Source organism: Candidatus Vicinibacter proximus, assembly GCA_016713905.1.
Classification (GTDB): domain Bacteria; phylum Bacteroidota; class Bacteroidia; order Chitinophagales; family Saprospiraceae; genus Vicinibacter; species Vicinibacter proximus.
The window spans coordinates 1,128,586-1,153,141 of the sequence record JADJOE010000001.1 but is presented as its reverse complement, the minus strand read 5'-3'; the positions used below and the strand labels follow the sequence as shown (position 1 = coordinate 1,153,141).

Below are 24,556 nucleotides of genomic sequence, written 5' to 3'. Positions count from 1 at the left end.
ATTTGCTTATCTGCAAGCGAGCTCAAACAGTATTTTGTTTTTAACGCTTTTTAAATCAGTTTTAGCTAAAATGAAAAAGGCCGATCTGAATTTCTCATTCGATAACTATATGAGGTATCGGAATTTAATTAATACAGCAACTAAAGAGGTTTAATTTCTACTTATTCACTATAGAATTTACCTGACTTGATAAAAAATACATTAATACATGAACTTTAAATATAAAAAAATCCCTTGCAAACCGGCACTATAAAAGATAATTATACACGACAGCATGCAAGGGATAATAATCCTCAATAAAGAGAATTTTAAAAATAAGAAACTAAGAATTATTTAATAAATTTTCTCATTTGTTCATTAACACCTTCTACACACAGGTGCCAGCGCTTCCAAAAACTATCATAAGATCCGGGACCATGTACAGATTCATAATCTTCTTTAAACTTAATGTCTTCATCATACTCTGCATACTTTTCAAAATTAAAAATAACTGCAGCGTCCTGTCCACTCCTGTTCCACAATTCATTGTAAAATACTCTGGAAGAAAAGTTATACTTTTTTGCATCCCAAACTGCTTTATTCATTTTCATGAGTTCAGCGAATTCATATCTCATTCCGGGTTTGATGTCTACAATCCATACATCAATATGACTTGGATTGTAATTTGGTGGTGTGTAGGAAAGTTTATCCTGTAATTTCCAAAAATGGGATTCGCCATATTCTTCCACGTAAACATCTACATTTTTATCCCAGTCTGCATCATGCTTGGCATCACCACCCGGTGCATGATCCATATCTGTAAATGTCATAGGACCCATACTCCAGACATACCAGCCGTCACTCTTAAATCCCTCCGTAATCTGAGAGAGTGTAGCTCTGTTAGGTCCTGAACTGTGAAACATGGCATTGTGTGCTTTGACCCCATCTTCAAATTTTTTCTCCATACCACGTTTTGGTTTTACCAACATGTTGTTGAACATCTGGTAAGCAGGCATGTCGGTCTTGGCTTGTGCAAAGGAATGGTTGTGCACAAATCCGCAAACCAACAACCACAATAAAAACTTTTTCATTTTTGTTTGATTTTAGTGAATAATGCCCAAGGTAGTCTTTATTGTTGAGCACCTGATTAATAAATGTAAAACCTAAGATCTACCAGATGAAGTGAAATAGAAAAGTAAGAACAAAGTCAGAAGGAAAAACAATCATGATTTTAAAAAATCAATCAATCCCTTAAAATAGGATTGCTGATCATCCCACATGCACATATGAGATCCATTTGGACATAAATGAAACAATGCACCACTGATTTGTTTGGACATCCATTCCATGTGTGCCGGATCCATGGTATCATAAGTTGCTCCGATGATCAAGGTTCTAACTTTAATTTGCTTTAGATCATTGCTCCGATCCCAATTTTCTAATTTGCCTGAGATACCAAATTCACTGGGCCCCTGCATGATCACGTATTGTTGTTGGTTTAATTTTGCGAAAGCGCGATTCACGGGTTCAGGCCATTGCTCCAAAGGAATTCTGCAAATAAATTTTTCATAAAAATGTGGCATCAGCAATTCCATGTATTGAGGATTTGAAAAATCCTTTCTGTGCTCGATGGCACGAATGGTATCCAGTACTGTTGCAGGGAGTTTTTTAGACAACACTTCGTCCGCATATTTGCCATATGCTCTTGCGTCTGACATCATATCGGATATTATCAGTCCTTTAAGATGTTGTTGATATTTCAGTGCATATTCCATTGCCAGAATTCCACCCCACGAATGTCCCAACAAATACAAATTGCTGCTGTCTAAATGCAATGCCTGACGCACCTGTTCCAACTCATCTACTGATCTTGACAGATCCCAAAGGCTGGTGTCTGTCGGCTTATCACTGTTGCAGGTTCCCAATTGGTCGTAATAAATAAATTCGATACCTTCCTGTGGAAGAAAACTCTCCATGCATTCAAAATATTCATGCCCGGTGCCCGGTCCTCCATGTAGCAGCAAAAGTTTTATTTTTGGATGGTTGCCAATCCTTTTGGTCCATACTTTAAAATTACCTTTTGGAGTAGTAATGGGAATCATGCGAATTCCTCCATTTAGTATGCCCGTATCTTGTGGTTGGAAGTAACTTAGGGGCAAACATTTTTCCTGTACGCATGGCTGGGTACAGGATGCAATAGAGAGGACAGTGATTAAAAAAATAAAATTACGCATGGAATTTTAATTTGAGTTGCACGAAGATAACCAATTTAAAGAAGATTCTTATTCGCAGATGACTATAATACTAATTAACTTTTGTGCTTTGTCTTGCCAGCAGTTTCCACTTCCTCTTATCCTTTATCCAGGTCTGACAAACATGCAACTTTAATGAAATGGATTTGCCGTTCAGAATGATGTCATGTGTGGCATTGAAACGCACAACGGCAGTTTTATTTTTTAATTTAACAGAAATACTCTCTACCTCTATCTTTTGATAGGTTAAATATCCGGTTGCATTGTTGTGGATGAGTTCATTTACATTTTCTATCCATCCATTGGAATGCCCATAGCTAAGATCCTTGTGCAACAAAGAACGAAGAGTGGAAGAGTCTTGTGATAACAATGCTTGATTTAAGGACTGAACTTTTTGAAGGATGAGTTCATTTTTTTGGGCACTTGCACCTGTGAGAAAAAATAAGAAAGAAACAATCCTAAAAAAAGTAAGCGTTGGATTCATGAAATATAGGTTTGGGTAAATTTAATCATAAATCTATTCGAAATAAAATTATGAATAATAGTGTTACTTAAATTAATTGAAAAACTTATTTCAACTCTAAACAAAATAAATATTATCAATTTATTACATATTATATATATATATATATATATATATCCGTGCTTTCAAATATTTCTATATCTTTGATCACTTAAGATTTAAGCTATTATGAACAAAGCATTATTTATTCTGGTCATTGGAGTTTTCCTCTTTAATTGGTCTTTTTGTCAATCAGGGACGGTCTCCTCAGGTGGACATGTTTCAAATGGAACCACAGCAGTCTCTTTTTCAATCGGTCAAGTGTTTGATAATTATGCTTCCAACAGTTTGAATAATTTAAATGAAGGAATACAACAGCCATCCATTAATGGACTTACAAAATCTAAAGACTTAATTGATACTGAAGTATTGCAATTGAATCAATCTGGAAATTTAATAGAATTGACTGCGCCTTCCGGCCATACTTATATTTTAATGAGCGGGGATGGAAAAATATTAGAAAGTAAAAATTCAAATTTTACATTCAGTACAATTGACTTAAACCATTATTTGCCCGGTATTTATTATCTGGGGGTATTTGTTAAAGAATCTAATTTAAAAACCTTTAAAGTATTAGTTTTATGAGAACATTATTATTTGTCTCTTTTCTGTTCTTGCAATTTGGCAATCAACTTGTATGTCAAACGCCTGATCTTATAGGCTATCAGGCAATCATTAGAAAAAATGACAATTCGTTGGTGTCTAACCAAAAAATTGGAATCGAAATTTCAATATTGGAAAAATCAATTAATGGAAATCAGGTATTTGTTGAACTTCAATCTCCTACCACGAATGCAAATGGATTAGTCACCTTAAATATAGGTGAAGGCACCTCAGTACTTGGCACATTAAATAAAATTAACTGGGGAAATGGTCCATATTTTGTTAAAACAAGAATTGATGTTAAAGGTGGAAATAATTATACTTTAGAAAGCAATAGTCAACTGCTTAGTGTACCCTTTTCTTTCTATTCAGAAAAAGCAAGGACTCTAACAAAACATTTTATTGGCGAGTACTATCAGGGCGGAATTATTTTTGATGTGTACAATGGCCAGGATGGAAATGAGCACGGTTTAATAGTAAGTTTAAATGATGTTTCTAATGGAACCGTATGGAGCAATGTAGGTGCCAGTTTAGTTGGGAATGGCGCACAAAGCCTTTGGAATGGGCAAGAAAATTCGAATGCTATTACTAAGCAATCCGGACACTCTGCCAGCGCTGCTCAAATATGCATTGACTATAATTATGCTGGATTCTCAGACTGGTATTTACCATCGATTGATGAACTAAATTTGTTAAGAAATGGACGATATTATATTAATAAAATAGCTGATAATGATGGTGATCCTTTGACCGTTCCCATAACTCATTTTGACTATTATTGGTCATCCACAGAAGCTAAAGCTAATACAGCCTTTGTATTTCAATTTGGTTCAGGAGACATTGCTACTGTCGGTAAGAATACTGCATTATACCACATCAGGGCAGTTCGAAAATTTTAATACTTTCGAAAATAAATTATAATTAGACAGTCAAAATAATTAATGTAATAATTTGTATTTAATATTTAAATACCAGTCATTATTTTCTAAGAAGTCTTCTGAACTGTAAAACCCTTTCAAAACTCAAAACCGCTTCGTGCAAATGGTAAAGCGATTTTGGGATTTCTTCCAGCCTAGATGTATTTGGGTTAATTCTATAGGGAATCATGGCATAGAAAACTTCCAAATCATAATCTCTCCTTAACCGCTCATGCAGATGTAAATCCAAAACTGCGGTCAACAAATCATCAGACCAAAAATGTTTTTCTGCAAGAATAAAATGCAGAAAAGCCTCTAGATCTATTTGCGGACCCAATTTTCTTATTGCGGTAACGCAAACCTGATTAAATGTTTCAAAGTTCATACAGGAGGACAATTTTGCCACCTCCAAATCTTCCGTAAAAGCTTGGTTATCGATCAGCCAGTTGGCGAGAAATTTGGCAGATTCGACATCTTTGTATTTTCTGATAGATTCCAATATAGATTGAAGAAAATCTTCACCGGCCAATTTTTGCAAAATTTTTTTTGCATCTTGTCTCTCGGTAATCCAAGTGGGTGGAATAATTTCCAAATGTTGTGCTAGCGTATATTCTTTTTGCTTTTTCTTTAATGGAGGAATTGGCTCTTGCAGAGAAGATGGTTTAAGCAGTAAAGATTCAAGCCAGAGTTTTGACTGTATGCTAACAGGATTCTGTTTATCCTTAAAGATATGGGGATACAGAAGAATTACATTTTTGGTTTAACCGATTTCAGCAATTGTTCCATTTGTTCTTCCGTTAAAACCGGCCAGTTATGCAAACCATATTCAAGGATCGCCGCTTGTTCTTTTTCAGAAAAATCGCTAACCTGTTCTAAAAAAGAAATGAAATGCTTCATGGTTCTTACTTTCCAAAAATCGGCGGTACATAAACAGCCTCTTTGCAGATTCTTTGCACCATAAAGGTTTCTCCCATTTTGTTGAATCTAACCAGTGCCAGTCCGGATTTTGGCGACAAAGAAATTGTCCGGCTTCTCCGAGAATGGGAAAAGCATAATCTGCCAATTCGGGATGAGTGCCAAGATAATCCAGCACTTTGACCAAAAAATTGACCGGAAAGACCTGGGATTTTCTTTGGGTCAGTAGGCAAAATTCATAAAAAGCGCCTGGTGATCCTGTTGTAAGATCTGATTAAAAAATGTTCCCAGGTGGCTTGTACTCTTGCTTTTGGAAACTGATCCAGGTCTTTGCCATGATATTGGATGTATTGTGCTGAGTGGACCAAAAGGAAGCGGTGGGCAAGATTTTGAGCCAAGCCGACAGGATCCTGAGCACCATGAAGGGCCTCAGTTTTCAAATCCTCCAAATTGTTATCCAAATCTTTAATCATTATTAACAAAATTAAGGCTTTCAGCGTCCTTCAGGGTTTTATCTTTGCGGCGGATTAAAAACACATCTAATTAATTCTAATTTATGGCAAATATCGGTCGCGTAAGTCAAATCATCGGTCCTGTGGTGGACGTTTCATTTTCCGGAGAAGGTTCTCATCTACCTGAAATATATCATGCCCTTCGTATTAAACGTGAAGGTAAGGAAGATCTTATTCTAGAAGTTCAGCAACATCTTGGTGAAGACAGCGTCCGGGCAGTTGCCATGGATTCCACGGATGGACTTACCCGCGGTGCAGAGGCCATAGACTTGAAAGAGACCATCTCTATGCCGGTGGGTGAAGAAATCAAAGGCCGTTTGTTTAATGTGGTAGGAGAGCCTATTGATGGTCTTGGACCGGTAAGCCGTGCACATACTTATTCCATTCACCAGAAACCGCCTACCTATGAGGATTTGTCCACAGAGACCGAAGTTCTTTTCACAGGTATTAAAGTTATTGACTTGATTGAGCCATATTCCAAAGGTGGTAAAATTGGATTGTTCGGAGGTGCGGGTGTTGGTAAAACCGTATTGATCCAGGAGTTGATCAACAACATTGCTAAGGGTTACGGAGGTCTGTCCGTATTTGCAGGGGTAGGAGAAAGAACCCGTGAGGGAAATGACTTACTTCGTGAGATGATAGAGGCCGGAATCATAAAATACGGAGATAAATTCAAGCATTCCATGGAAGAAGGAGGCTGGGATCTCGCTTCTGTAGATAAAAAAGAATTAATGGATTCTAAGGCAACTTTCATCTTTGGACAAATGAACGAACCACCGGGTGCACGTGCAAGGGTTGCCCTTTCAGGTCTTACTGTTGCGGAGTATTTCCGTGACGGAGACATGACAGATCCTGCAGGAGGAAAAGACATCCTTTTCTTCATCGACAACATCTTCCGATTCACACAGGCAGGTTCTGAGGTTTCAGCTTTGTTGGGACGTATGCCTTCTGCGGTGGGTTACCAACCTACGCTTGCTACAGAGATGGGTTTGATGCAAGAGCGTATCACCTCTACCAAAAGAGGATCCATCACTTCCGTACAGGCGGTTTACGTTCCTGCGGATGACTTGACTGACCCGGCTCCGGCTACGACTTTTGCTCACCTGGACGCAACGACGGTATTGAGTCGTAAGATTGCAGCACTGGGTATTTATCCTGCAGTGGATCCACTCGATTCTACTTCAAGAATCCTTGATCCGCTGATCATCGGAGAATTGCATTACAACACCGCTCAGCGCGTAAAAAATATCCTTCAGCGTTACAACGAACTTCTGGACATCATCGCCATCCTCGGTATGGAAGAATTGTCAGAAGAGGATAAATTGATTGTACACCGCGCACGTCGTGTACAAAGGTTCTTGTCTCAGCCTTTCCATGTTGCTGAACAGTTTACCGGTCTGAAAGGAGTATTGGTACCTATTGAAGAAACCATCCGCGGATTTAACATGATCATGGATGGTGAAGTTGACCAGTATCCGGAAGCAGCCTTCAACCTGGTAGGAACGATCGATGATGCCATCGAGAAGGGAAAGAAAATTTTGGCCGAATCAAACAATTAATCCCATGAAGGTAAGCATTCTAACCCCCGAAAGCTCTCTTTACGAAGGCCAGGCTAAAGCCATCATAATGCCGGGACTCGGAGGTCAATTTGAAGTACTTGACCGACATGCGCCTTTGATTTCCGCATTATCCAAAGGCACCATCCAGCTGACCGATGAAAAAGGAGAAAAACATAAGTTCTCCATTAAAAATGGTTTTGCGGAGGTGCTCAAAAATGAAGTGAGCATTTTGGTGAGGGTTTTGTAAAAAAGCTCTGAAACTATTTATTAATTTATGACATTTTAAACTGCATCATTGCAATTTGAGATTTCATTTTTTTTCGTGAACCTTATTATAACAAAAATTTGACATGTTAGAATTTCTCCTTTCATGATAAGAATGAAATTTTCTTCATGAAAAAATTTAAGTATAAGTGTGATATTAATTGACTATTAGTATGTTGGCCCAACTGTTTATAATTATCGAATTATTCGTGAGGACACTACTATTTGACTAATTAATATTAACACTTCGACTTTGAAAAATCCGAATGCTAGATTTTGTAAAACCAGTATAGAAACCCAAACCAGCTTCACCCTAAAACAAAAGGGTAATTAATACCTTTAAAATAATGAGCTGGATTAGTAAGGAAATAGGTACCCTAAAGAAATACTTATAGAATTAAATTTTCCAGTAAAACCGTATTCTTCCGAAAACTCTGTTGGCACAATGTTCCCCAAACCTACATTATACGAAGCACTAATGATATAATCATAATTGATAGTAAATCCTGCCTCCAATTGCAAACCGACATCCAAAGGTCTTATATCATTACCCAAGGCATTACCAAAAACTATTTTCTTGTCAGTAGATTTATCATCAAGACCTCCTCCTGTTGCTTTAGAAGTTATCTTACCCGCAACCCCAAAGCCAAAATATGGCCCTGCTCCAATATGAAATTTTTCATTAACATAGGATGCAATTACCGGTAATTGTATATAAACTGGTGCAGTAGTCAATGAAGTTGTTCTTCCGGAAACAGTTTCAGAATACTTATCTCCTTTTAAATGAACTCCAATCCCCAATCTGAAGGCAAAATTATCTTTAACCGGTAACACACATAGCCCTTCTAAATGGTATCCATAAAGCAACTTCCTATTTTCTTCCCTAACAGAAGAACCTGGACCTTGCCAACTGCCATAAGCTATATTCAGCCCTCCCTTTAAGCCAAACCTGGTTTGTCCATGTATAGATGAAATTGAAAAAACACTTATAATAACAAATAAAAATAAGATTACATTTCTCATAAAAGTTGATTTAGTTTATGGTTGCAAGATATTAATTCTCTTGGAAATTTAAATATAATACACTTTAAATATTAAATTTGGTATTTGAAAACTTTCCATGGTTAAAAGCCTTACCTTGAATTAAATTTATATATATATATAATCAATTATTAATCAAATATTATGAAATACATTTTATTAACCATCGTGTTGCTATTAGTACTATCTTTTAACTTCTCATGCAATGATGATCTAGGCACAAACTCAGATATTGATTGGTTAAATCAGAAAAATAACTTCTTTGAAGAACCATTATCAATAGATGAATCGATTATTATTGAATCAACTCCTGACGCGATAGGTTTTGACCCTTCGACTATAATCCTTCCCAATGGACTAAGTCTGGAAGCTTTTTCAAACGAAATAGACTCATTTAAACAAAACAAAACTTCCACAAGAACCCCTAAGGGCTATAATGATCTTGGTCCCCAAGATGCTAAAAATAAACTAATTAAAGAATTGACTTATTCTGCTTTAACTCTTGTTAATAGGGAACTGCATAAATTTGATTATAATAAAGATGGGAATATAGACCAATACGGATTGGCTTATTCCTATGGACAAAAAGATGAAACTAAATTTCAGCCACCTCCCTACCCGAAGTCTGTTTGCAAAGAAAATATTTATGGACTTGATTGTTCAGGTTTTCTTGAAAGCATCTTCAATAAATCTAATATAAAACTGGCATCACCTGCAGACAACCAAAGAAAAGCTCAGGTATTACAAAATTCAATAATTAAAGGAATACCTGCATTGTCTAAAATAAAAGTAGAAGAAATCACCACTGATAATACGCTGATGTTTGAAACTGGGGATATAATTCATTGGAAAAAAAAGGGAACGGATATTGCCAAGCATATTGGTATAATCTTAAAAAACAAATCCGGCGAATTAGCTGTTTTTCAATCAAATGGAAATGATAGCCTTCCAACAGATTGTGCATTAAACAAGACATCAAAAAGAGGTTGTAGATTGATACAATTTATGGATAAACCTTGGTTTAATGGCGGCAAATATTACATTACAAGAATTTCAACCGAAATCACTGGAAAGTGGAGTTTATTTTTAAGATGCCAAAATCAAACAACAGACGTTATTACATTATCGTTTGATTTCCCCAAAAAACAAAACAGTGCATTCACTTTAAATGGAAGTGGAATTGATTATGATGGTACGGTTGTACATTACAAGGCAACATTTGAATATTCAACCCTCACAAGTTTACTTAAAGGGAATATATATTCTACAAAACCTAATAATCAAGAATTTTACCGTAACGATTCTCTATCTAAAAACTTAGTAAGAGACGAAAGTGATTACTTTAATTTAATCTTAGGCGATAATTACGAAGCTGGCTGCCCAGTTGAGGGTAGATTGCTTTATGTTAAATAACTTATTAACTCAAATCGCCAAAGAAATTATAAAAAAACGTATTTACGAATAAAACGATTAAAAGAACCAACATCTACTTTGAGAATGTACTTTTTAACAAGTCATTTAATTTATAATACTTTTCTTGGAAATCTTTATCTGATTTCAAACAACCCTGAAAAAATGGATCGTTTTTATTCCAACCACGTTGTTCAAAAAGTGTTGGATCCTTAGTTTTAATAACTTCATCTACAATTGATTTGAAATCCTCCATAATCTGCTCACAAGGCTTAGCCTTATTTATACTTCGATCAGCGTCATTTTTTATTTTTACAGCATATGTACTATCGGCTTTCCCTTCCTTTGCCTTAGTTTCAGGGTTGACCATAGATATAGAAATTGATGGATCTATTGTACTTATAGAATCTGGAGTTTGCATGTTTACTTCTTTCAATAGAGTTGAATCCAACATTGCATAACCACTACTTAGAACTTTTTGATCATTACTATTAGAGCATGAAGTGCATGAAATAAAAAATGATAATAAAATAATTTCAGTTATCGCTTTCACAAAATAAAAATTAAACTCGGTTATAAATCAAATTACCTGGTGTATTCCTACACATTTTTGAAACTAATAAATTTCCAATTATAAAACCAACTAAAATAAATAAAAAAGTAACAATAAATATGAGTATATGAAAAACTAAAATAAAATATTTTCCTACAAATATCTGGCATGTCAGATTAAAGAAAAGTAAAATAAAAACTGCAGCAACCGTACTTGATAACATAAGTTTAATAATAACAGTCAAATATGCTTTTATAATTAATGATTGCGAGAGTCCAAATGCCATAAATGTGCCAATGTTTTGTTTTACACTTTCAATATGACTTTTGATAAGAAAGTACATAAATATTACAAGGCACATGGCACCAATTAGTATTATGCTTAAAATTGCAGAAATTGCCAATTTACTTACTAAAGCAAAATTTTCTTTATCATCTACTTCAGAAATATCCAGAGGAATAGCATAATTTTTTAATAAGTGGTCCTTAAAATCTCTAATGCGATCCAATTTTGAAAAATTAAAAGCTAAGAATTGTGGCCTGTTAAAATTTCGATTGCCTGCCACACACTCCCAGTCTATTAAATCTTCTACAATACCTCCACTCTTTAGAATTAAATATTTCATAATAGAATCCTTTCTAGGATAATCTAAATAATCTCTAAAGTTTAATTTTGTCAAATAGAAAACCCTTTCTCCATAAAGTAAAACTGGGTTGATTTCAAAAGACTCTAGAGAATTACCGGATAATATATCATCATCAAATTGTTCAATTTTGTTTTGCAATAGAAATGTAACCTCTGAAATATTTCCCGTGCGGTAAAACTTGCTTTCGTCAACAGGATTGCTTAATAAGTTCATCATTTCGGCCGAACATACTATATCAGCTAGATTCGGTATATCCTTGACCACAGCTAAAACATCTAATAGAATGGTACTGTCTCTGAATGGTAGTGCGATTTTCAATCCGTTCTTTTCATCCCAAACATATTCCGATGACTTAAATAATTCTTCGGTTATGATTATCTTACAAATCTCTCCAGTCCAACTATCATCATATTTTCCATAAACAATATTTGAAAGGTCAGTAAACTTCTTAAATAGATCTTCATCATATTGCATTGAACGTAAAAAAAGATAATTTTTATGTTGTAAATTAGGTTCAAATATGGCCTGAAGTCTTTGATTGTACTCAACTATAGAATTCAGATAAAATTGGTTAGTTTTTTCATCACGCAAAACATGGTCTTCCATCGTTTTAATACTGTCTTGAAATCCAACACTTACAGGAAGGTCAACCCAGTTCGTAAAAGGGTTACTCATTTTTTCTTGCAAAGAGTAATAAATCTGTAAAGCCAATCCTATACAACCGAGAGAAAGGGTTATAATTAAAATCAAAATTACCTGATTTATACTATTTCTCCCTTTAAATGCAAGGTATTCCTTAGATTTCAAGAGATCATAATAGGAGACCTTTTGTGGCTTCATAAAACTTCTTCTTGGTACATCTGAATTAATAAACTCTTAATATCAAATAGCCGGTTATTTTCATGATCAACCCAAAAATCATCCTTTTTCCTAAAATTATAACAATGATCAATTATTCCAGACGTGGTATCCTTTGATGCACTTTTAACTATTGGCACAATTACATCAGCAAACTCAATCGCCATATCCAAATCATGACTTACAATCATTGCGGTTCTAGACCTTTGAAGATTTTCTTCCTTCATCAATTTAAGTATTTTTCGGGCTGTAATTTGATCAAGATTACCAGTGGGTTCATCTGCAAATAAAACTTCGCATGAAGCTACTAATGATCTTATAAATGCCACTCGTTGTTTTTGTCCACCAGATAGTTGGCTTACCTCTCTTGTAAATAAATCATTACTTAAATCTACTTTGGCCATAAGTTCTAATATATTCCTTTCAACATAATCTAAACTATCTCCCTTAAGCAATGCAGTAAACATCATATTTTCTCCCGAAGTGAAATTCGGCATTAAAAAATTATTTTGAAAAAGAAAGCTAAAATAATTTTTCCTAAATTTATCAATGGTATGAAGTGAGTTTTTCCATACCAATGAAAGATCGTGAATATCACCAACCTTATTTGTGTACCTAAATGTTGAATTTGTTCCATCCAATATGGTGTTGTTCATTAAGCCCAATGCCTCTATGAAAGTGCTTTTGCCAATTCCTGAAGGACCCACTATAAAATAAAGCGTCGATCTCTCAATTGTCAAATCTTTAATAAACAAGACAGGATGATCACTTTTATATCCACAAAGTAAATTTTTTATCTCATAAACTTTTGGCTCTTCCATCCTAAAATACTTCTTCAAATGGTATCCAAAAATAATTCTCCCCACTTCCAGGCGTGGTATAAATATATTCTGCATATATTTTTGGATTGTTTACAATCTTATCCAATCTTTCCATTTTAGCAGTAATTTCTCCAATAAAACTCCGGATCATATCACTTTGGATGTTATCCTTAACGAGGTCACTAATTTCAAAATTATCAGCTCGCTTAAATTCAAACCCATTACCGGCTAATGCTTTACAAATATCCTCCAGGTTTAAATCTTTAGGCATTTTCTTTGTTCCTGAATATTTACTAAAAAGATTCTCTAAATGGCTTTTTAATCCTCTTCGCATCTCAATGTCATTTTTTTCTACTAACACACTCAAATTTTGTAATTCATTTATATAATCCCTTAATTCTTCTCGCGGAAAAAACAAAACAGGAGAAAATGCATCATAATTTGCCCCGGCCGATCTTCTAGAAACAAAGACCTCCTGATATAATCTTATTTTTCTTTGTATTATCTGATTAATCACACTTTTACTAACTTCAGAATATCCAGCATTTTTAAGTATATCATTGATATTATCTATTATTCCATTTCCGAATTTACCAATTGAAATATCATCTTTAAGATCCAATGCAGACTCTCCATTGAGAATAAGTTTGTTCAGTACTTCAGTAATTGAATTTGTTCTTTCCTTAATTTCGCTAAAAGATTTCGAGATGGCATCTGAAAATCCTTGCTTGCCGATACCTGCAGAATTAGTTTCAGGATGGACTAACTTGGATACAAATGCTCCTTCCTTTACAGTTTTACCTGTACTGGTTTCAATTATTCTGGGATTATCGAACTTTACAAAAGATTCAAGCATTTTGCCAACACTTTTGTTACTCTCAAAAATTCTCTTTGAAGACTCCGCCATGATATCCTCAATTCTGTCACGCATATCACGAGCCAAGTAAAAATCAGATGCGGATGGTTGAATGGAAATAAAATGCACTTTTTTATCCTGCATCAATGAGGAGATATCATCTACCGTCACTTTCTCAGGACACTCAATATTATTACACTTAAAATCTAACATAGCGTCTTGACTGAAATCTGGGTTATTGGCAAAAAGATAAAAGATATTTGTCTCGTCTTCACCAAATCCTGATTTAATTAGTCCCTGTTTAATTCCATAATTTAATGCTGTGTGTGGATCTACCTCTTCAGCTATAAACTCCTGTTGATTAATAAATTTGTAAATATCTTGCAGATCACGACTCCTTGTCTTAACTGAAAAGAAGGGAGGGGCTCCAGTTAGTTTTGCATCTCTGTAAAAACCAACACCAAAACTAACATTTTCCTCGCTACTTATCTCCTTTCTTATATTTTCAAGCGCAGCAATCATTGCCGGTTTCCATGCTCTCATGGATTCAGATGCTTCTATTAGAAAAAAAATATTCCAATTGGATTGCTTTTTCTTTTGAGCCACAAAAGCACTTTGTATTTTTGCCATGTCATTATCCTCAAGTTTAAATTGTCCATCAGACCCAAGACCACCTAAAGCTCCACTAAAGAACCATTCTGATTTGGGACTTGGATCGACCTTAAGCACTGGCAGCCTCATTTTATACCCTTTAAACCTTAATCCATCCTTAGCTATCTCTCTAGGGTCTGCCACAACAGGATCATATATTCCATCATAATCTCTTGTAGCGCCTGTCCGAAAATTATCTGATGCACTTACTGACTGTTTATATAAATGAATACGACAATCGGTGCGATTTTTTCTCTCTTTAAATGCCTCTGGTTTGAAATTTGGCTCTAAGCAAAGTCTAGTATCCCAAGGTGCCTGTTTGACCTCACTTATCCAACCTAATATCCTTGGATCATTAGATTTGAGATCCGAAAAATTTGCTTCAGAACCAAGTAAAACAAATCCATTTTCCCTTTTAAGGATAAAGAAAAATTCATAAAGCAACTTATCATCTAATACCTGCCCATTAGACATTGGAGCATCAAGAAATTTAACGGTTTTCCCCAAATCACCATTTGCAATATCAACAACAGCTCTTGCAGAATAAAGCAATAGAGATTTAAGTATTATTCCATTCACAGGATTTCTTAATGGAGTCTGCCACAACAGCATATTTCGCTTTTTGACCCAGCCTCTATCTGTAAGCGCAGTTCCTAATTTAATATCTAATCCACCTATTAACTTTTTACCAAGATTTACAACATGAACCCATTCTCCTTCCTCCTCTACGACATAATACACCCCTCTAAATGGTAGTCGTTCCTTTTCACCGCTGGATTCTGAAGGTTTATTAAATGTTGGATTATTCGTTCTATCCGAAACTACAATCCATGGTACACTTTTGGACAGACTACTCCTCTGAACCATATAATCATTATAGTCAGAGCCTAACTTATCTTTAGGTCGAATAAAATGCTCCGGAAATCCCAAAACTCTTTTAAAATCTTGAGCATAACTAAATTCAAAAGCAATTAATAAAACTAATAATAATAATAAGACATTTTTAGTTCTGAGCATCATTGAGTATTTGGATTTAAATTAAACTTATATTCTAACCTAAACCCCAAATAATGAGGTTTAAAAGAAGAAAACAATAAACTTATATTATTTAGTGATGGATTTATAATTTGATTACCTGAGATGAAATCAGATGAAGCCAAATTCCCATCTTGTCCTTTAATCCAATTGGTTAAAGAATAATTTATATCTAAATTAATTCTCATTCTTCGATATCCACGTCTATCAACATCGAATTCGTAAAATGGTGACGCTGATATGAAAAAATTAAGTGGATTAAAATTTCGTTCGGGTATTTGATTGAGCTCCTCTGTGCACCAAACTTCAGTATTCCCAACTATCTGATGCATGGTCAACTTTCCATTCGCTTTTCCTGAATAAACAGAATAAACAGGCTTTATAAAAAGCCCTAAACCATAAGAATTAATAATAGAATTTGGCGTAAAATTAAAGGAAAGTCCAAATAAACCTTCTAGAGTAAATATTGAACTTTCACTAAAATCTTTAATTCTTAATACATGTGCCCCTCTAATTCCAGAAGCAGCCAACACTTGATTTTCAAAATTACAATCTATCTGATCTGATTTAATGTTGAATGTATGATAAACAGAATTTATGCCTCCTACAAAATAATGCCCTTTCCTTCTAAGAATTTCCAAAGAATAACTTAAACCGGGTCCAAAACTTATACCTGGAGAAACCTTTATTAATGAAGAACTATTATTTGCCCAAGCTTGAATTCCAATTTCTGGTTTATTCAGCCCGGCAGTGATTGAAAGATTGAGCCACCTTTTCTTTTCAGCAGGCCTCTCCTTTCTTTCTCCAATAATACTAAGTATAGACATCGTCTTGTAGTCTAAAGATTCAGAAACATTAATGACCATATCGAGCTTATGCTCTCTACCTTCTTTATAAGTCTTGATTTTTGACTTTTTGGGATTTAACTTATTTTCATCCACTGCAGTATTTAAAACCTTAGATACTCTTATAGAGATTTCATATATCTGCGCTTCAACATTAAATCTTAAATCTTTTAAAAGAACATCCGTAAAAGTGAGTTCACTTGGGGAAATCCCTTTTGGATAATAGGTTGCCACGAATGCTGCGTAATCCTTTGGAGAGATTACTTCCGGATATAATTGTAAGTCATTATAAATTTTCGAACTATAAGAAAAATTTGAAGTAAACCTGCTTTGACTTTCAGCAGAAATAAGTTGCTCATCTGTGGAAGGCAATGATAAATCTATCATTGTGCTGGCTTGCTGAAAGCGAATTAAAAATTTTGTTAACAAGTCTTTTATTTCAGACTTTACATTTTCAGAATCTTCAGATATTTTGGTTTTTTCATCTTCCCTAATTTCCAATAGATTTGTTTGCCCAACTCCATTTATAATAAATGTAGCATAAAAAAGAAGGGATATAATAAATAACTTCATTTTAAATATTGTTAGGGTGATTTTATTATAAATTAATTGCATCTTCATTATTATATTCATTTCAAAATGACCAAATTTTTATGAAACTTAGTTATGCTGGAATTAACAATTCGAAGACTGTAAATTCCATCAGAAGTAAAGGATTTGAAGCTATACAGATGTTTATAATCAGACTCTGTTATTTGGATATTATCACTTTCTACCAATTGGCCTAAATGGTTAAAAATTTCAATCTGATAATTCCCCTTCTCTATTCCATCAAACTCTATCGTAAATAGTCCATTATTTGGATTGGGATACAAAATCATTTTGGCCTGAGATAGTATGTTACAAGAGTCCTTCTCTTTAATTCTATCGTTTAAAATGGAAATATACCCATTGCAAGAATCTGAACAATTAAACCTCATCATAAAAACATGGTGATTATCTGAATAGTCGAAGTCAACTACTTTGTATTCTAGAGAACTCATGAATGAGGTATCAATTAATCCATCTTCATTAAAGGATATCCATTTTGTACATAAACCTGAATCAGATGGAAAGAGCAATTTCTTGCCTCCACAAATAAAACTTTTTATGGAACTACTATCAAGCAGTCTATTGTCTACTAATGATGAAGTTTCCACATCTAAAGTATCTCTTTTATAACAGGACCCAATTTTTGCCTGTGCTATCAATTTACCTCTACCATTTAAAACTGAAATTAAATTCTTATTGCGGTCAATTACTTTAGTGCTAAGGCTTCCAGTTGACTCCCAGGCTAAAACAGCTTTAGAGTTAGATAAATTCTTTATAAAGTATAATCCAGAACATGCAATACTATCAAGTATAAAATCAGGACTCTCTACTGCAGAAATATTAAAAGACAGATCCGACTTACATTCAAGAGTTCCACTTCTCACATTTTTAAAACTATAGTTTGCTATAAGATTTTCTGTAACCTTTAAATTCATTATCTTGTTACATACTTCAGATTTACCTATATAGCTCCAGCAATATTCAAAATTTTTAGTGTCAATATTCTTAAAAAATACCACTGAATCATTTATACAAACTGTGGTATCCATGATTTCGGGTGGAAGTGAAAATCCATATGCTTTTAATGAATTTTTAGAAGTACACCCTCCTTCTGATTTAATTTCATACAAAATATTTAACAAACTATCTCTTGTGCCAAATGTAATGGGAAAAGGATAGGAAACAGAATTAAAGTCCGTCCTTAATTGCCCATTAATTTTTAATTCGGAAACATTATTTCCATTGGATTTTATTAAAGTCAAATTTTTAGAATCTTTAAAACAAAAACTATCCCTTTCGAGAGTTAAATTAACTGTGTCAAATATTTCATAGGGCAATTCCGCCGAACAAATTAATGGGTCTTTTCCGCCAGTGGAATTCAGGTATAATACTGTCACTTCTACTATAAAAGACTCCTTTCCTGTCCGTAATTTATTCACGGGAATTTTTATAAATCTATCTTTGCCACTAGAAGATATTACCTTATTTATGGTATCTCTAAAATTACCTCCTTTACCGTTTGTTATTATAAACCTTGGAATACTGAATGAATCTATACCATTAGAACTCTGAAATATTTTACTTTCATTTAATTCCAAGTCTATAAAAATAGAATCATTTCCTCTATAACAATATGTACTATCCTTGCTTGAAAAATTAATTTTGAAAGCCAGGTCATCACACTTCAGATCTTGGATTTTGTAAGTTTTTTCAAAAATATTCATGCAGCCATTTGAATCCGTAACTTTCAAAATAATCTTGTGAATTCCTGTAGTTACAAAGGTATGATTATAACTCTTAAAAGCACTTGAATCAAGCTTTTTGACCCCATCAATATACATTTCATACTTAACAATTACTGCGCCGGATTCTGTTGGATAACTTTGATTACTAATATCAATATTGTAATTATTTCCAAGATTTGGAGTAAAATCAAAGTTACTAAAGGGAAGTTTAAATAATTTTAATTCTTTAGATGTAACTCCTTTGCATCCTTTACTGTCCGTTACAGAAACATTGTAAATTCCGGCCTGACTTACATTATTTCTTTTTGAACCCAAACTAGAACCTTTGTCCCAAACGTAAAAATAGGTTGGAGTTCCTTCCATCACCTCTGCAATAAATTCTGTAGTATCATTCTTGCAAATTGAGCCAATTCCATCAATTTCGACTTTAGGATTTGAGTTTACTGTAAAATCTTTACTTGTGGAGTCAACACAACCAAAACTATTTGTTACTGAATAAACTACCGTTGACACTCCTGGTGAAATTGCTGTCAATTTGCCGTTATTCTGGGCTATAGTTGCAATAGATAATTTTGATGACGACCATTTGCCATTCAAATCACCATTGCTTGTCAAATCCAAACTGGAATCATCACAGAGTTCAAATCTTCCACTATTAGAAGAAATTGATCCAGGATTAGGTAAAGGATTTACTGTTATATCCTTTAAAAAACTATCCTTACATCCCTCTGAAGAAACTACAAGATACTTTACTGAAGTCTTACCTTGTTTTAAACCAGTTACTTGTCCTTGGGCATTAACAACCAAAACACTCAAATCATTACTACTCCATCCTCCTAAAATTGAATTTCCAGTAATAGTCAAAATTATCATTGAACCCTTGCATAACATATTTGCACCTGAAATTAATCCGGCTGAGGGTTTTTCATTAATTTTCATTACTTGAATAACGCTATCCTTGCATCCGTTTAATCCAATAACCAAATATTTTATTTTAGCCTGACCAACATTTACACCAAATACTTTTCCAAAATTGTCCACTGTCGCAACATTAGTATTATCGCTACTCCATAAGCCTTGACTAGAATTACCATTTATTTTCAAACTTATATCAGCCTGTTTACACACTTGATCTGGTCCTGAAATTAATCCAGCATTAACGAAGGGAACATTTATATCCTTTTGCACACTGTCTTTACAACCACTTGAACTAACAACAGTATACTTGATTACAGCTGAACCTGCACTTTGACCCATAACCTTGCCGGAATTATCGACAGTAACTACATTTGTATTGTTACTACTCCAGCCACCTGGAATTGAATTTCCACTAATTGATAAAAAGTTCATTGCACCTTTGCATACAAAGTTGTCACCATCAATTTTACCAGCCTTAGGGATATCAAGTACATTTACAGTTATGGTATCCGATGACATACATAAATTAAAATCTGTTGCAGTTACTGAATAGGTTGTCGTTGAAATAGGGGAAACATTATGATTTTGTCCAGCTCCAAGTCCGTTGTCCCAATTGTATGTGTACGGTGGAGTTCCCATTGACCCATTTGCCATCAATGTCGTTGATGTACCCTTACATATTGCCACATCCATCCCTGCATTCACTACTGGCTTTGGATTTACTGTAACTATCACATTGTCTGTTGAAGTACATAAATTGAAATCGGTAACAGTTACTGAATAGGTTGTCGTTGAAATAGGGGAAACATTATGATTTTGTCCAGCCCCAAGTCCGTTGTCCCAATTGTATGTGTACGGTGGAGTTCCCATTGACCCATTTGCCATCAATGTCGTTGATGTACCCTTACATATTGCCACATCCATCCCTGCATTCACTACTGGCTTTGGATTTACTGTAACTATCACATTGTCTGTTGAAGTACATAAATTGAAATCGGTAACAGTTACTGAATAGGTTGTCGTTGAAATAGGGGAAACATTATGATTTTGTCCAGCTCCAAGTCCGTTGTCCCAATTGTATGTGTACGGTGGAGTTCCCATTGACCCATTTGCCATCAATGTCGTTGATGTACCCTTACATATTGCCACATCCATCCCTGCATTCACCACTGGCTTTGGATTTACTGTAACTATCACATTGTCTGTTGAAGTACATAAATTGAAATCGGTAACAGTTACTGAATAGGTTGTCGTTGAAATAGGGGAAACATTATGATTTTGTCCAGCTCCAAGTCCGTTGTCCCAATTGTATGTGTACGGTGGAGTTCCCATTGACCCATTTGCCATCAATGTCGTTGATGTACCCTTACATATTGCCACATCCATCCCTGCATTCACTACTGGCTTTGGATTTACTGTAACTATCACATTGTCTGTTGAAGTACATAAATTGAAATCGGTAACAGTTACTGAATAGGTTGTCGTTGAAATAGGGGAAACATTATGATTTTGTCCAGCCCCAAGTCCGTTGTCCCAATTGTATGTGTACGGTGGAGTTCCCATTGACCCATTTGCCATCAATGTCGTTGATGTACCCTTACATATTGCCACATCCATCCCTGCATTCACCACTGGCTTTGGATTTACTGTAACTATCACATTGTCTGTTGAAGTGCATAAATTGAAATCGGTAACAGTTACTGAATAGGTTGTCGTTGAAATAGGGGAAACATTATGATTTTGTCCAGCCCCAAGTCCGTTGTCCCAATTGTATGTGTACGGTGGAGTTCCCATTGACCCATTTGCCATCAATGTCGTTGATGTACCTTTACATATTGCCACATCCATCCCTGCATTCACCACTGGCTTTGGATTTACTGTAACTGTTTTGGATGTATTTGCCATTTCAGATGTTCCGTTATCAGTAACAGTAACTGTATAAGTTCCCGGTATTGAAACATTTATTGAGACAGTCGTTTCTGCTGTACTCCATAAATAGTTATATGAACCTGTTCCTCCAGATGGAACTGCTGTAAAAATGGAACTTTCACCTTCACAAATAGTTCCCATACCATTTATTGAAACTGTTAAAGCAAGAGGAATCGAACCTTCTCTTGCGACTTTATCTATAGTTTGACTCTTATCTATTCCTTCAATTAAATTATTATAAAATAGTACGATAGTTAATGGTGTATCTTCTTTGTAATTTATATATGCTGGATTAATAATGGAACATTCCCCAAAAGAATTAATTGGTGTAAAACCTACAATTATGTAACTAAAAATCAAGTTAAAAAAGAAATGTCTCATAAAAATCAATTATAATAAGTTAAATTATAAATAAAAAAACTATTCATTGGCCTAAGTTCTGTTCCGGTACCACTTACACAGGAATTTACTTCAAAAAGCTTAACTCCGTCAATACTTTGAAATTCAAGTAACCAGGACTCACCTGATTTCAATAGCAAGTGTGGCCATTCAGAAAATCTAATTACGTTTGCACCGGCATTAAGAAATTTTTTAAGCTCTCCTGACTCTCCATTTGGTCCTGTTAAATTTATTTTTATCTGTCCTTGCTGTGTAGCCCATACTGACCCTCCCTTTAATCTGGTTAATTTAGAAGCACTTAGTTTCATACTACCAGTATTTTTCGTCTTGCCATTTTGACGTATACAATCCTCAGTTGTCAATTGAAGAATCCTGCCCTCATCTTTAAGTTCAAAGGATTTTGGTTTAACCTTTATATCTTTTTCGCTAGGCTTTATTTCTTCGGAAATCATTTCCTTTTCAACTTTTGGCTCAATAAAATTTGGAACTTCCTTAATTTCTGCAGCCTTTTGAGTAGAAATTGTAAGGCTATTTTTTCACTTTTCCCTGTGTGGTTTCAGTTGACTTACTTCTGTCAATTTCAACAATTTGATTTTTACCAACAACAAAATCTTTATCGCTCTTTTCAAGTTGGGTATTTATAGACATTTTCCTTTCCACTTTAGCTTCATCTAAAATTAGGTCATCAGTTTGCTTATTATTACTTAATGCTCCTTCCATCTGGGTATCATCTTCTTTAACAATTGGCCGATCAACACCAGATACATATAGCCACCTGCTTGTACACTTTAAGTTGTCATTATAGCACAATTTTACTTTAAATAATCCTGTATCAGAAGGTGAAAATTCAAATGCAGATCCAACACCAATAAGCTCCTCATTCTCTACTCTGTCAACCAAATACCATTTCCGTTCTGTAACACCACCCACTTCATGATTTTTATCACTAAAATTGTAACTGTTTTCACCTTCCAACTGATAAACCCAATCCAGATCACTAAATTCAGGTGTGCCGGCAACCATTAACTCTGCATCCTGCACATCAGTTTGCCCCTCTATTTCAAATCCCATAACAATTTCATCAATATTTTTCTTATCGCTTTTGCATCCATAAGAAGTAAATATACCGAATAAAACAATTGAACCAATTATTGAATTGATGGACATCTGTATTTGTGTGTATCTCATAGTTTACTTGATTTATTATTAGAAATCACTATACATTTTACTCTCATAAGGCGTTTCAACTAGACAATTAATATTTATTTATTTTCTTAAACTGTCCTCATTTATCATTACTTTCAATAATTTTGAACTATCCTTAAGATTTTTTGAGGTGAATTTTCCCTCCATTTGACCCATTGAATCCTTTACTAGAGCACCAGTTACAGAATATAAAACCTCTTCATTTTCTTGCTTTTTAAATTGTTTTGAGCGTGCGCCATTTTCTTCATTTCTCTTCAAAATAGTCATTGATTCTCGCACAAGATTTTCAAACTGTTTTACATTTTCTCTCAGTGAGTCCTCATTCTTTAATAGGGTCACAATATTTGTGGATAAAGTTGAACCTTCTAAATCTGATTCAATTTTTAGTTTACTCATCTGTAATTGAGATGTATCTTCTGAATTTTGTCTTATAGAAAATTGATCTATAAATTTAGTAAAATCATTATATCTAAAAATGAAAAATATTAAAAAAATAATTGATACAAACAAGAAAATCACAGTTAAAAATTGTTTTAATTGAAAAGACCCATTTTTTCGTAAAATCTGATTAGCGGTGGTTAAATTCTTGATTACATTTAAATTGTTAGTTTCACATTCAACTGCTTGCTCTATTTCCAATACAATAACACTTATATTATCCTGCCCTCCGGCTTCGTTTGCTCCGTTAATTAAATCTTTCACAACAGCTTCAAGTCCCCCATCTTGTTTTAAAAGATTCTCTATCTGTAGTTCTGTAAGCATTCCATTCAATCCATCTGAACACAAAAGAATACGTTGACCTTTCATAAGATTCCTAAACCCAACTTCAGGGGTTGGTGCGGTATCGTCAGACCCGAGGCTTTGAGTAATAATGTGACTCATCCGATGAACTCTAGCCTCCTCTGGTGTTATTTCTCCACTCTCTACATAATCCCACACCAGACTGTGATCCCGTGTAAGAAGTTCCATACGATCAAGGCCAAGTCTTCTGTCAGGATTAACTAGGCTTGTAGGAGAAAGTGAATAAGCCCTGCTGTCACCACTCCAAACTAACGTCATTCCTCTGCTGTCAATTTCAACAAGTACAATAGTGGTACCCATTCCTCGTTGTTCCGGATTCCTTTTGCCTGCATCTTTAATCACCTTATGTGCCTCAAGGATCATGCTTTTAAAAAAGTGAGCCTTTTCATTATCCCCTTCTGGAAAAGATTTAGCGACATTAACTCTTTCCTGAACTGTTTTTAAAGCAAGTAAAGAGGCAATTTCACCTGCGTTGGTCCCCCCCATACCATCGGCAACTGCTGCTAAAAAAAATAAATCTTTCTCAACAGTAAATTTAGTTTCAGTGATGATAAAACTATCATTGTTATAAAAATATTCATTGGCTAATCCTGAGCCTAATCCAATAATAAGGTTGTCTTCGTTATTTTCACGACATTGACCTACATTGGTTCCTGCGCAGTACTTGATAGAAATTGATGAATACATT

Annotated in this window: 21 protein-coding genes; 5 read left to right on the top strand and 16 right to left on the bottom strand. The window is 34.6% G+C overall.

Translation table 11 applies throughout. From position 1 onward, the window contains the following. Positions 1 to 329 precede the first annotated feature (329 nt). From IPJ83_04565 to IPJ83_04555, 3 genes are all read right to left on the bottom strand, one after another. Positions 330 to 1,070 (bottom strand): hypothetical protein, encoded by a 741-nt coding sequence (locus tag IPJ83_04565; GenBank protein ID MBK7879817.1) that lies wholly within the window; start codon positions 1,068 to 1,070, stop codon positions 330 to 332. A gap of 132 nt (positions 1,071 to 1,202) precedes the next feature. After that, positions 1,203 to 2,213 (bottom strand): proline iminopeptidase-family hydrolase, encoded by a 1,011-nt coding sequence (locus IPJ83_04560; GenBank protein ID MBK7879816.1) that lies wholly within the window; start codon positions 2,211 to 2,213, stop codon positions 1,203 to 1,205. A 70-nt stretch (positions 2,214 to 2,283) separates the two neighbouring features. Continuing rightward, positions 2,284 to 2,715 (bottom strand): nuclear transport factor 2 family protein, encoded by a 432-nt coding sequence (locus IPJ83_04555; GenBank protein MBK7879815.1) that lies wholly within the window; start codon positions 2,713 to 2,715, stop codon positions 2,284 to 2,286. Positions 2,716 to 2,922: 207 nt separating this feature from the next. Here IPJ83_04555 and IPJ83_04550 point away from each other — a divergent pair, with 207 nt between their 5' ends. Both IPJ83_04550 and IPJ83_04545 read left to right on the top strand, forming a co-directional pair. Continuing rightward, entirely contained in the window at positions 2,923 to 3,378 is a 456-nt protein-coding gene (locus IPJ83_04550) for a hypothetical protein (GenBank protein MBK7879814.1), read from the top strand. Continuing rightward, the gene (locus tag IPJ83_04545) at positions 3,375 to 4,295 is read left to right on the top strand and encodes a DUF1566 domain-containing protein (GenBank protein MBK7879813.1); all 921 of its coding nucleotides are present in this window, start codon (positions 3,375 to 3,377) and stop codon (positions 4,293 to 4,295) included. Before IPJ83_04550 ends, IPJ83_04545 begins: the two co-directional genes overlap by 4 nt. A gap of 79 nt (positions 4,296 to 4,374) precedes the next feature. Here IPJ83_04545 and IPJ83_04540 read toward each other — a convergent pair whose 3' ends face one another. The 3 genes from IPJ83_04540 to IPJ83_04530 all read right to left on the bottom strand — a co-directional run bounded on the left by IPJ83_04540 (position 4,375) and on the right by IPJ83_04530 (position 5,701). Continuing rightward, entirely contained in the window at positions 4,375 to 4,905 is a 531-nt protein-coding gene (locus IPJ83_04540) for a hypothetical protein (protein ID MBK7879812.1), read from the bottom strand. A gap of 155 nt (positions 4,906 to 5,060) precedes the next feature. Continuing rightward, entirely contained in the window at positions 5,061 to 5,210 is a 150-nt protein-coding gene (locus IPJ83_04535; GenBank protein MBK7879811.1) for a hypothetical protein, read from the bottom strand. Positions 5,211 to 5,464: 254 nt separating this feature from the next. Further along, the gene (locus IPJ83_04530) at positions 5,465 to 5,701 is read right to left on the bottom strand and encodes a hypothetical protein (GenBank protein ID MBK7879810.1); all 237 of its coding nucleotides are present in this window, start codon (positions 5,699 to 5,701) and stop codon (positions 5,465 to 5,467) included. A gap of 83 nt (positions 5,702 to 5,784) precedes the next feature. Here IPJ83_04530 and IPJ83_04525 point away from each other — a divergent pair, with 83 nt between their 5' ends. Beyond that, on the top strand, positions 5,785 to 7,299 hold the full coding sequence (locus tag IPJ83_04525; protein MBK7879809.1) for a F0F1 ATP synthase subunit beta: 1,515 nt from the start codon (positions 5,785 to 5,787) through the stop codon (positions 7,297 to 7,299). A gap of 4 nt (positions 7,300 to 7,303) precedes the next feature. Continuing rightward, positions 7,304 to 7,546 carry an ATP synthase F1 subunit epsilon gene (atpC, locus tag IPJ83_04520; GenBank protein ID MBK7879808.1) on the top strand — a complete coding sequence of 81 codons (243 nt, stop codon included), beginning with the start codon at positions 7,304 to 7,306 and terminating at the stop codon, positions 7,544 to 7,546. A gap of 374 nt (positions 7,547 to 7,920) precedes the next feature. Here atpC and IPJ83_04515 read toward each other — a convergent pair whose 3' ends face one another. Further along, complete coding sequence (locus tag IPJ83_04515; protein ID MBK7879807.1) at positions 7,921 to 8,586, bottom strand: PorT family protein; 666 nt, start codon at positions 8,584 to 8,586, stop codon at positions 7,921 to 7,923. A 162-nt stretch (positions 8,587 to 8,748) separates the two neighbouring features. Between IPJ83_04515 and IPJ83_04510 the strand changes: the two genes are divergently transcribed. Further along, positions 8,749 to 10,017, top strand: coding sequence for a C40 family peptidase (locus IPJ83_04510; protein ID MBK7879806.1), 1,269 nt, complete (start codon positions 8,749 to 8,751; stop codon positions 10,015 to 10,017). Between the two features lie 73 nt (positions 10,018 to 10,090). Here the strand turns inward: IPJ83_04510 and IPJ83_04505 are convergent, their stop codons facing one another. The 9 genes from IPJ83_04505 to IPJ83_04465 all read right to left on the bottom strand — a co-directional run bounded on the left by IPJ83_04505 (position 10,091) and on the right by IPJ83_04465 (position 24,555). Then, positions 10,091 to 10,567, bottom strand: a complete 477-nt coding sequence (locus tag IPJ83_04505) for a hypothetical protein (GenBank protein MBK7879805.1) — start codon at positions 10,565 to 10,567, stop codon at positions 10,091 to 10,093. A gap of 10 nt (positions 10,568 to 10,577) precedes the next feature. Then, positions 10,578 to 12,020, bottom strand: coding sequence for a hypothetical protein (locus tag IPJ83_04500; protein ID MBK7879804.1), 1,443 nt, complete (start codon positions 12,018 to 12,020; stop codon positions 10,578 to 10,580). A gap of 29 nt (positions 12,021 to 12,049) precedes the next feature. After that, a complete protein-coding gene (locus IPJ83_04495; GenBank protein ID MBK7879803.1) occupies positions 12,050 to 12,892 on the bottom strand; it encodes an ABC transporter ATP-binding protein in 843 nt (280 codons plus the stop codon). Position 12,893: 1 nt separating this feature from the next. After that, positions 12,894 to 15,416 (bottom strand): hypothetical protein, encoded by a 2,523-nt coding sequence (locus tag IPJ83_04490; protein ID MBK7879802.1) that lies wholly within the window; start codon positions 15,414 to 15,416, stop codon positions 12,894 to 12,896. Beyond that, positions 15,416 to 16,852 (bottom strand): hypothetical protein, encoded by a 1,437-nt coding sequence (locus IPJ83_04485; GenBank protein MBK7879801.1) that lies wholly within the window; start codon positions 16,850 to 16,852, stop codon positions 15,416 to 15,418. Before IPJ83_04485 ends, IPJ83_04490 begins: the two co-directional genes overlap by 1 nt. A gap of 56 nt (positions 16,853 to 16,908) precedes the next feature. Beyond that, complete coding sequence (locus IPJ83_04480) at positions 16,909 to 21,843, bottom strand: Ig-like domain-containing protein (protein ID MBK7879800.1); 4,935 nt, start codon at positions 21,841 to 21,843, stop codon at positions 16,909 to 16,911. A gap of 5 nt (positions 21,844 to 21,848) precedes the next feature. Then, on the bottom strand, positions 21,849 to 22,313 hold the full coding sequence (locus IPJ83_04475) for a hypothetical protein (protein ID MBK7879799.1): 465 nt from the start codon (positions 22,311 to 22,313) through the stop codon (positions 21,849 to 21,851). Between the two features lie 76 nt (positions 22,314 to 22,389). Continuing rightward, the gene (locus tag IPJ83_04470; protein ID MBK7879798.1) at positions 22,390 to 23,049 is read right to left on the bottom strand and encodes a hypothetical protein; all 660 of its coding nucleotides are present in this window, start codon (positions 23,047 to 23,049) and stop codon (positions 22,390 to 22,392) included. 78 nt (positions 23,050 to 23,127) lie between these two features. Continuing rightward, positions 23,128 to 24,555, bottom strand: coding sequence for a serine/threonine-protein phosphatase (locus IPJ83_04465; protein ID MBK7879797.1), 1,428 nt, complete (start codon positions 24,553 to 24,555; stop codon positions 23,128 to 23,130). Position 24,556 lies beyond the last annotated feature (1 nt).

Excerpts from the sequence above, each read along its gene's own strand:
- IPJ83_04560 (MBK7879816.1), bottom strand. The coding sequence starts at position 2,213 with ATGCGTAATTTTATTTTTTTAATCACTGTCCTCTCTATTGCATCCTGT.
- IPJ83_04550 (MBK7879814.1), top strand. The coding sequence starts at position 2,923 with ATGAACAAAGCATTATTTATTCTGGTCATTGGAGTTTTCCTCTTTAAT.
- IPJ83_04535 (MBK7879811.1), bottom strand. The coding sequence starts at position 5,210 with ATGAAGCATTTCATTTCTTTTTTAGAACAGGTTAGCGATTTTTCTGAA.
- IPJ83_04465 (MBK7879797.1), bottom strand. The coding sequence starts at position 24,555 with ATGTATTCATCAATTTCTATCAAGTACTGCGCAGGAACCAATGTAGGT.
- IPJ83_04480 (MBK7879800.1), bottom strand. The coding sequence starts at position 21,843 with ATGAGACATTTCTTTTTTAACTTGATTTTTAGTTACATAATTGTAGGT.
- IPJ83_04515 (MBK7879807.1), bottom strand. The coding sequence starts at position 8,586 with ATGAGAAATGTAATCTTATTTTTATTTGTTATTATAAGTGTTTTTTCA.
- IPJ83_04555 (MBK7879815.1), bottom strand. The coding sequence starts at position 2,715 with ATGAATCCAACGCTTACTTTTTTTAGGATTGTTTCTTTCTTATTTTTT.
- IPJ83_04530 (MBK7879810.1), bottom strand. The coding sequence starts at position 5,701 with ATGATTAAAGATTTGGATAACAATTTGGAGGATTTGAAAACTGAGGCC.
- IPJ83_04545 (MBK7879813.1), top strand. The coding sequence starts at position 3,375 with ATGAGAACATTATTATTTGTCTCTTTTCTGTTCTTGCAATTTGGCAAT.
- IPJ83_04510 (MBK7879806.1), top strand. The coding sequence starts at position 8,749 with ATGAAATACATTTTATTAACCATCGTGTTGCTATTAGTACTATCTTTT.
- IPJ83_04490 (MBK7879802.1), bottom strand. The coding sequence starts at position 15,416 with ATGCTCAGAACTAAAAATGTCTTATTATTATTATTAGTTTTATTAATT.
- IPJ83_04495 (MBK7879803.1), bottom strand. The coding sequence starts at position 12,892 with ATGGAAGAGCCAAAAGTTTATGAGATAAAAAATTTACTTTGTGGATAT.
- atpC (MBK7879808.1), top strand. The coding sequence starts at position 7,304 with ATGAAGGTAAGCATTCTAACCCCCGAAAGCTCTCTTTACGAAGGCCAG.
- IPJ83_04525 (MBK7879809.1), top strand. The coding sequence starts at position 5,785 with ATGGCAAATATCGGTCGCGTAAGTCAAATCATCGGTCCTGTGGTGGAC.
- IPJ83_04470 (MBK7879798.1), bottom strand. The coding sequence starts at position 23,049 with ATGAGATACACACAAATACAGATGTCCATCAATTCAATAATTGGTTCA.
- IPJ83_04475 (MBK7879799.1), bottom strand. The coding sequence starts at position 22,313 with ATGATTTCCGAAGAAATAAAGCCTAGCGAAAAAGATATAAAGGTTAAA.
- IPJ83_04565 (MBK7879817.1), bottom strand. The coding sequence starts at position 1,070 with ATGAAAAAGTTTTTATTGTGGTTGTTGGTTTGCGGATTTGTGCACAAC.
- IPJ83_04485 (MBK7879801.1), bottom strand. The coding sequence starts at position 16,852 with ATGAAGTTATTTATTATATCCCTTCTTTTTTATGCTACATTTATTATA.